Annotated in this window: 6 protein-coding genes; 3 read left to right on the plus strand and 3 right to left on the minus strand. The window is 69.9% G+C overall.

What is annotated here, in order from left to right:
- Positions 1-381 precede the first annotated feature (381 nt).
- Positions 382-933 (plus strand): hypothetical protein, encoded by a 552-nt coding sequence (locus AAT21_RS34585; RefSeq protein WP_157879746.1) that lies wholly within the window; start codon positions 382-384, stop codon positions 931-933.
- A gap of 237 nt (positions 934-1170) precedes the next feature.
- Here the strand turns inward: AAT21_RS34585 and AAT21_RS20445 are convergent, their stop codons facing one another.
- Positions 1171-1611, minus strand: coding sequence for a hypothetical protein (locus AAT21_RS20445; protein ID WP_157879747.1), 441 nt, complete (start codon positions 1609-1611; stop codon positions 1171-1173).
- Positions 1612-2098: 487 nt separating this feature from the next.
- Between AAT21_RS20445 and AAT21_RS34590 the strand changes: the two genes are divergently transcribed.
- Together AAT21_RS34590 and AAT21_RS39210 are read left to right on the plus strand one after the other, a co-directional pair.
- The gene (locus tag AAT21_RS34590) at positions 2099-2464 is read left to right on the plus strand and encodes a hypothetical protein (RefSeq protein ID WP_157879748.1); all 366 of its coding nucleotides are present in this window, start codon (positions 2099-2101) and stop codon (positions 2462-2464) included.
- Between the two features lie 394 nt (positions 2465-2858).
- Positions 2859-3350: a hypothetical protein gene (locus tag AAT21_RS39210; RefSeq protein ID WP_235438968.1), complete on the plus strand. Its 492-nt coding sequence runs from the start codon at positions 2859-2861 to the stop codon at positions 3348-3350.
- Between the two features lie 234 nt (positions 3351-3584).
- On the opposite strand, the gene AAT21_RS20465 is transcribed toward AAT21_RS39210, so the two are convergent.
- The gene (locus AAT21_RS20465) at positions 3585-4358 is read right to left on the minus strand and encodes a tetratricopeptide repeat protein (protein WP_327152749.1); all 774 of its coding nucleotides are present in this window, start codon (positions 4356-4358) and stop codon (positions 3585-3587) included.
- A 328-nt stretch (positions 4359-4686) separates the two neighbouring features.
- Positions 4687-6336 (minus strand): PKD domain-containing protein, encoded by a 1650-nt coding sequence (locus AAT21_RS20470; protein WP_046778218.1) that lies wholly within the window; start codon positions 6334-6336, stop codon positions 4687-4689.
- Positions 6337-6994 lie beyond the last annotated feature (658 nt).

The following is a 6994-nucleotide window of genomic DNA, read 5'->3' on the forward strand; positions in this document are numbered from 1 at the left end:
TCGTTTTCCCAGGCCCGTCAGCACGTGGTCGGGCTTGGCCGAGGACGCAGGCCACACGCCGCTGCAGGCCCGTCGGGTCCGCTCCGGTAAGGGAAGTGAGCCACAGGTCAGTGTGCGACTGGAGCCCCTGCTCGCCGGAGCGGTGACCTCCTCTCTGAACCAGCTCGTCACTTTCGGCCAGTGGGAACGGTCTTTTAGGTCACCGCTACCGAAGGCCCCGGCTCAGGAGACGCTGTCACCCCACTCTGGAATCCAGTGCAGGCGCTGCCCGGCAATGGGTCGGTAAGCGATCGGCTTCGGGGGAAGGAACACGTCATGGGGGTACGAGGGCGAATGCGCGGGACCGGTATCGCAATGGGGGCCGCGGTGGTGGCGGTAGCGGTGGCATCTGGGCCGGCGGCGAGCGCCGACCAGTGGCGGCCTCGGCCGGGGACCCTGTACATCTCCGACCTGCCCAAGACCGAGTCGTGGCGCGCCGCACCGGTCGCGCGGGGCTGGGGCATGTCGCACGAGTGTCTGGCGAACTGGCCGGAAGGCCGGCCCGAGGTAAACGTCTGGCACCGGGACTTCAGCACCGCGGAGACCGCCTACGCCGAGCAGAAGGTGGTGGTCTTCGCCACCGAAGCGGAAGCCATCACCTTCGCGGAAGAGACCCGCAAGAGCTACGCCGAGTGCGCGAACCGCCCGCAGGAACCGGGGGTCACCGCCACCGGTTACGACCACGGCGTACTCGACGTGGAGGAAGGGGCGACGTTGCACGGGATGTACACCTTCGACGCCGAGGCGTCCGACCGCCCGCACTTCAACTACCTGTGGGGCGTCGGCCGCGACGGAGACACCGTCACCTTGAACATGTGGCAGAGCTACTGGGGGGACCCGCCGGTCAGCGAATGGAAGAACACCCTGCGGACCGCCGTGAACAAGCTGTACTGACCCGCCACGCGGCAGGCGAAGTGTTCCCGCCCGGCGTTATGAGAGGCGTTACCGCAGTCCAGGGCCACAACGCGGGCTCTGTTCAGCTGGGTGGGAGCGTGGAGCCCGCCCGCCCACAGCACAGCTGGCCCAAGTACGGCACGCTCCGAGAGCGGGTCGGCCTGGGTACGTCCGCCGTCCATCCGCCGACCTGTGCCCGTGCCGACCTTCACCTCACTGACCTGCGGCGGTCCGTCTTCAGTGCGCGCGGCCGCCGTGGCGGCGGGGGAGCGGCCTGCCGCGGTGGTCCTCGGCTGGATCGACGACCGGTACGTGGGGGCACTGCACGAGGAGCGGTGGCTGGTCGGCGCGATGAGAGTCGAGCCTGATCCCCGGCCTCTCGTCGGGGTAGGTGTCAAACACCCAGGTCGCCGGCCCGGTGTACGAGCGAGCCGGCGCGTCGGTGGACTGCCCGCAGTCCGGTCCCGGCCGTGTGACCCGTTCGAGGTCCGCAGTACCGTCCGCCCGGACCGTCAGGCGGCCGCCGTCCGAGCCTTGCCAGACCCTCGCCACATCAGCGATCGCGAGCGGTTCCTCACGGTCCTCGCCCAGCTCCATCCGGAAGGCGGCCACCAGCGCCGGGAACAGAGCTGTCGCGCCTGTGAACCACCAGAGGGTCCGCCGCCAGTCGGTACGCACCAGGTGCTCCTTCTCGTGACAGCCACGGCCGGACTGCACCTCCTGAAGCTGTTGAAGTCCGGGGTGCTGCAAGGGGAGAGCAGGTTCCGCCCGCCAAGGTTGCTTGTCTGATGATCGTTCTGGCCCCAGGCGTCGGGCTGGGCTGTGTCCGGCCCGTACCCTGCACCCGGTCCGCCCGCCCGACACGTACGGGCGGCCCGTCAGGGGCACCGTTGCGGAGCTGGGTTTTCACACTCACCACCTGGGATGATGTTGGGCCGAGAGCATGGCAGGGGGATCTGAGATGAGCGGGCGTGTGTCTGCAGGGGGCGAGTCGGCGGGGGACCGGCTGCCGAGGAGATGGGAGCCGGTTGTGGTTCCCGGTCCAGAGCCTGGCTGGTGGCCCGCGCCCGAATACCAGGGAGGGAATCCGAATCCCGCGCTGCAGTACGGGATGTGGGACTCTATCGCCCTCTCCCACCGGCCGATCGGTGTGCTGCCACCGCCCATGCAGGCATACGCGGACAGGCTCCTGCTGGTGGTGGAGAAGAGCTGGGAGGACCTGGGCGCTGTGGACGTCGTCTCGTTCCGCCTGGGCAGGACCTTCTTCGTCCTGAGCCAGTTCACCGAGGTGGAGGACACGGGCGTCACTGTGTGGCTCGACTGCCGGCACACCGACGACGAGGCCTCCCTCGCGCTCCTCGCCGAGACTCTGGGAATCCCGGCCGACTGCGTACGAGATCTCACCTGGTGCCCGCACCCGGTGGTCCGGTTGATGTCGCCACCCCCGTCCCAGGACGCCCGGCGCTCATCGCGCTGGACACGCCTTCTCCGGAACTTCAGGAAGGCAGGGACCGGTCCTGCGGCCTCCTAGGAAGAGGAGGCCGTCCCATTCACGGGCAAGGGAGTCATGAAAGAGCGCTGGCCCGGCATGTGTCCGGGATCCCCCGGCAGACCAGCGAACGCCAGGAGCGGCCACTGCGCTGACCGGCCGACCACAGTGCTTCCCGAGGTCGCACGGCTCCCCGCCGATCCCTCGCTGATCCATCTCTCGTATCACCATGAACACCCCCTCATGCCCTACGAGTTCGAAGAAACGCTCGAGGTCTGGACGGTGAAGGCCCGGATCGACGCGGACGTCCTGGCAGAAGACATGGCCGCGTACGAGGACGTCGACCAGGACACGCTGGACGCCGTCCAGGACGTCGCCGTGGGCCGATGTCCTTCGTCCGGGTACGCATGTCGGCCCCGATCATCCCCTCGAGGCGATGGACGCCTACACCGGTGACGTCTGCCGCATCGGTGAGACGGTGCTGGACGTCGCCAGCGGGGAGTGGGACAGCGCCTTCGAGGAGGCACTCGCCCATCCGGTCGGGGACCTGCTGGTCATGGACCGGGTCAGCCTGGAACCGGCGTGGCGGGGGTTCGGCCTCGGCCCGGTCCTGGCGGGCGCGGCCGTCCGCCGGCTGTCGAAGGACTGTGCAGCGGTCGCCTGCGAGCCCGGCTCGGCCGACGGCCGCGACCTGACCGAAGCCCAGCATGGCGAAGCTGCCGCCAAGCTTGCGGACACATGGTCCCGCATCGGCTTCGAGCCGCTCGCCGACGGCGTGCACATCCTGGACTGCCGCCTGCGACGGCCCCACGACCTGCTCGCCGAACGGCAGCGCGAGTTCCAGGAGCTGTGCGGGGCCTGGCGCAACCACACCGCTCGTGAGCATGGCCGGCGGCGGGGGCCGGCACTCGTCGGGTCCCGGCCGTGAGCGCCTGAGCGAGACCACCGCCGTGACCGGACCCGTAGAGACGACACGTGTGATCAGTCCCCGTACCCCCGGAAAGACAGGGCTTGGCCCGGAGCAACAACTGCTGCGCGACCTGAAAGAAGCCGCAGCGGCCCCTACCGGCAAGCCACCCGTGCCTAGCCAGCGGACTCGGCGACAGGACGGGGGCATGGTGGAGCTGCTCCCGCATCGGGCCGCGGCCGCAGCCTCGGCTGTTCAGGCGCTGTCGATGCGAGCAAGCAAGGCCTGGGCCTCGGCGGTGCGGCGGTGGTCCGGTCCGAAGGCGGCCAGGCACGCGTCGTGGGCGGCTGCGGCGAGGGAGCGGGCCTTGGTGCCACGCCCCAGGCCGAGGAGGGAGGCGGCCGTGGCCAGCTCGACGGCGCCGGTCTCCGGGCGGCGCTGCTCCTGAGGCAGACGTCGGCGCAGCCCGTCGGCGCGCTCCGCCTCGGCGAGGGCCTCCTCGTGGCGGTCCTGGCCGTTGAGGCTGCGGGCCAGACCGAGACGCAGGACCAGGCTGAAGCGGTCCGGTGCGCGATGGGCGGAAAGCGCTTCCCGTGCCAGCTCCTCGGCCTCCAGGTGGCGTCCCAGCGCGGTGAGGGCGTAGATCTGCCCGTTGCGGGCGGCCGTTGCTATGAGCGGCATGTCCGGCCCTGTGCCGCGGGCCGCGATCCCGGCGACGGCCGCGCATTCTGCCTCGCATTCGGCGTACCGGGCGAGTGAGCTCAACGCCTGCGCGCGGTCCGAGCGCAGTTTGAGGGTCTGCGGGTGTTCGGCGCCGAAGATCCTGCCGGCGACTGGCAGCAGTGCGTCGTATGTGCTGACGGCATCGGCATGACGGCCTTGAGCGCCCGCAGCGAGCGCGGCGATACCCAGGGCCAGCGGCGCGTACGTGTCGCTGGCCGACCGCGACCGGGCCGCCGCCACGGAGCGTGCCTCGGCCTCAGCCTCCGCAAAACGCCCCGCCTGGTACAGAGCCGTGGCCTGGGTCAAAGGGGTTCTCGTTGTCCGACCGGCTTCGTCTCGGCTGCGCCACCGAAAGAGATTCATGCCCGGAGCATACGAATGCCGTCTGCCCTGGCACGGCCCCGGACCGCCGATCGAGCGGTCGGCCGGCCCCGGTTCTCCGCGCTCGGGGCGCGCCGCCCGGGTGGCTTAGACCCGGGCGGCGCCTGTGACACGCAAGTTGAGGGCCCACGCGTCACGCCCAGGCTAGGTCAACCACCTTTTCCCCGGCGGGCGGGCCTTCGCCAAGATCTGACGGCGACGGCGACGGCGGCCGTGGCCGGCGGATCGTCGTGGCATGGGGTACTGGGACTGCTCAGTGCCGGTCGTAGATGCCGAAGATGTCGATGATGAGGTCGGTGTTGTTGCCGCTGCGGTTGAAGAAGTCGACGATGCCGTGGTTGCCGGTGCTCGCCTGGACCAGGTTGGGCACGGTCTTGCCGGCCGTCCAGTTCAGGGTGGAGGAGTTCGGTGCGACCGGCGGGGTATGTGTCTTGTTCTCGTACTGCCACAGGGCGTTGGGGTCGGGGGCGACCGTGAGGTGTCCGGGGCCGCCGGTGTTGGTGACGGTGGTGTTGAGCACCATGGCGGTGGCCGTCGGGTCCTCCTCGCCGTAGGTCGAGAAGATGTAGCGGTAGGGCTTCAGGGGCCCGGAGGGCCACTGCGCGGGGTCGCGGGTGTCGAGGTCTCTCTTGGGGCGGATGGGAATGTAGGCGCTCACGCTCTCGGGGCTGTAGTAGCCGACGACGTCGACGATGACGTCGGCCGGGTCCCAGCCGCCGTTGCGGACGTTGATCTTTCCGTCCGCGCCGATAGGGACGATGACCGCGTTGGCGATGGTCTGCCCGCCGGTGAAGTTCAGGTTGGAGGTGTTCGGCGCGGCCTGGCCGCTGGGGAAGACGGTCAGGTGGCCGGCCGCCCGCGGGTTGGTGACGGTCACGTTGAGCGCCACGGCCTTCGCGCCGGCCGGGACGCCACGGGTGCCGGCGATCTGCACGGCGAACTGGCTCTGGCCGGAGACCGGGCCCCGGGAGGTGCCGAGGCCCTCGCGGGTGTCGACGAAACGGGTGGGGTCGGTCGGGGTGTAGCCGTTGGCCGAGGTCCGGGTGAAGTAGCCGGTCACGTCGGCGATCAGGTCGACGCCCTGCTCGCCGCTGTTGTACAGGTTCACGTAGCCGTTCTTGCCGACCGGCACGATCACCAGGTTCGGTACCGAGTCGCCGGCCGCGTAGTTCACGTTCGACGTCGTCGGGCGGTCGGTGCCGTCGGCGTACGCGCGGACGTGACCGGCGGCCCTGGTGTTGGTGACCGTGACGTTGAGGACCACGGCGGCGACGTCGGCCGGGATGCCGTGGTTCCCGGCGACCTTCACACGGGTCTCGCCCCACGCCGGCACCGGCGCGGCCTGCGCGGTGCCCGTGCCGTCGCGGGTGTCGAGCAGACGGGTGGGGCTGTGCGGGGTGAACTCCGAGCCCGGAGTGATGAACGGCATCTCGTTGGTCGCCGATACGCCCGCGGCGCCGTCGGGGCCGTAGACGGTGACCTTGACCGTGTAGCTGCCCACCTCGGCGTAGGTGTGGTGGGTGGTGATGGTCGTGCTGCCGCTGGCGACCTCGCCGCTGTTTGTGCCGTCGCCCCAGTCGATCACGACCGAGAGCACGTTCAGGTCACTGGTGATCTCGGTCTTCAGGGCGATCGTCCGGGCGCTGCCGGCCGTGCCGCTGAGACCGATCTTGATGTCACCGTCCACAGCGGCACCCGCCCCCTGCGCAGCGGCCGCAGTCTTGCTTCCCGCGGCCGGCGGGGTCTTCTGCACCGACCGGTCGGCCGGGCTGCTGAAGGTGAACGCGTTCGCGGCGCTCTTGAGCAGGTCCCTGGACGAGGTGACGCCGTGGGTCCCGTCGGCGGACGGTCCCGCGGCCTGGGCCATGCCCCCCGGCACGAACCCGATGCCTGCCGCGATCACGGCAGCGGAAAAAACGAGTCGGCGACTGCGCACCGGCCCCCCTGGTGTTGTCGAACGGCCAAGTTGATCTCGAAGAAGCGTTCACACTACAGAGCCGCTTCACCCGGCACAGAGGGAGTTTTGGGGCGGCGCGACCGCGTAAAGGTCCCTTTGCGCCACCGCTCCGCGGCCGTTTGTGTCATCGATCACGCGCCCAGGACGTCCCCACCGCGCGGAACCCGCCGCCCGAATGCACCCCGCGTTCGGCGCCCGGGGCTGCCCCCTGAACCCCTGCTGTACGTCGAGCGGTGAACGCATGGTGCCGGATAACTCCCTGAAATAGTCTCCCCGACGCGGCCGAGGATGGCCCCTCTCGGGCCTCTGAGGGGTGCTTGGGCGGACAGGGGGCCGGGGTCTGGAGGGGTTCCGTCTCTGCCTTCTCCGGGGGTCGTAACAGCCCACTCCAGCCCTCCTGATATGCCGTCTGACCTGGCCGTTCATGCCCCTCGTTCCTATCATCGGTCTCGGTCGAAAGGGGGGCCGGATGGACCGGACCGTACGCACCGTCGAGGACGTTCTCGCGCTATCGGACGGGCTCTTCACATCTGAATCCGAGGCCGGCCGCTTGGTGACAGGCGACGGAAAGGGCTTCTGGGACGGCTTCTATGCCGACCGGTCG

It is taken from the genome of Streptomyces yangpuensis, assembly GCF_001005295.1.
GTDB lineage: Bacteria > Actinomycetota > Actinomycetes > Streptomycetales > Streptomycetaceae > Streptomyces > Streptomyces yangpuensis.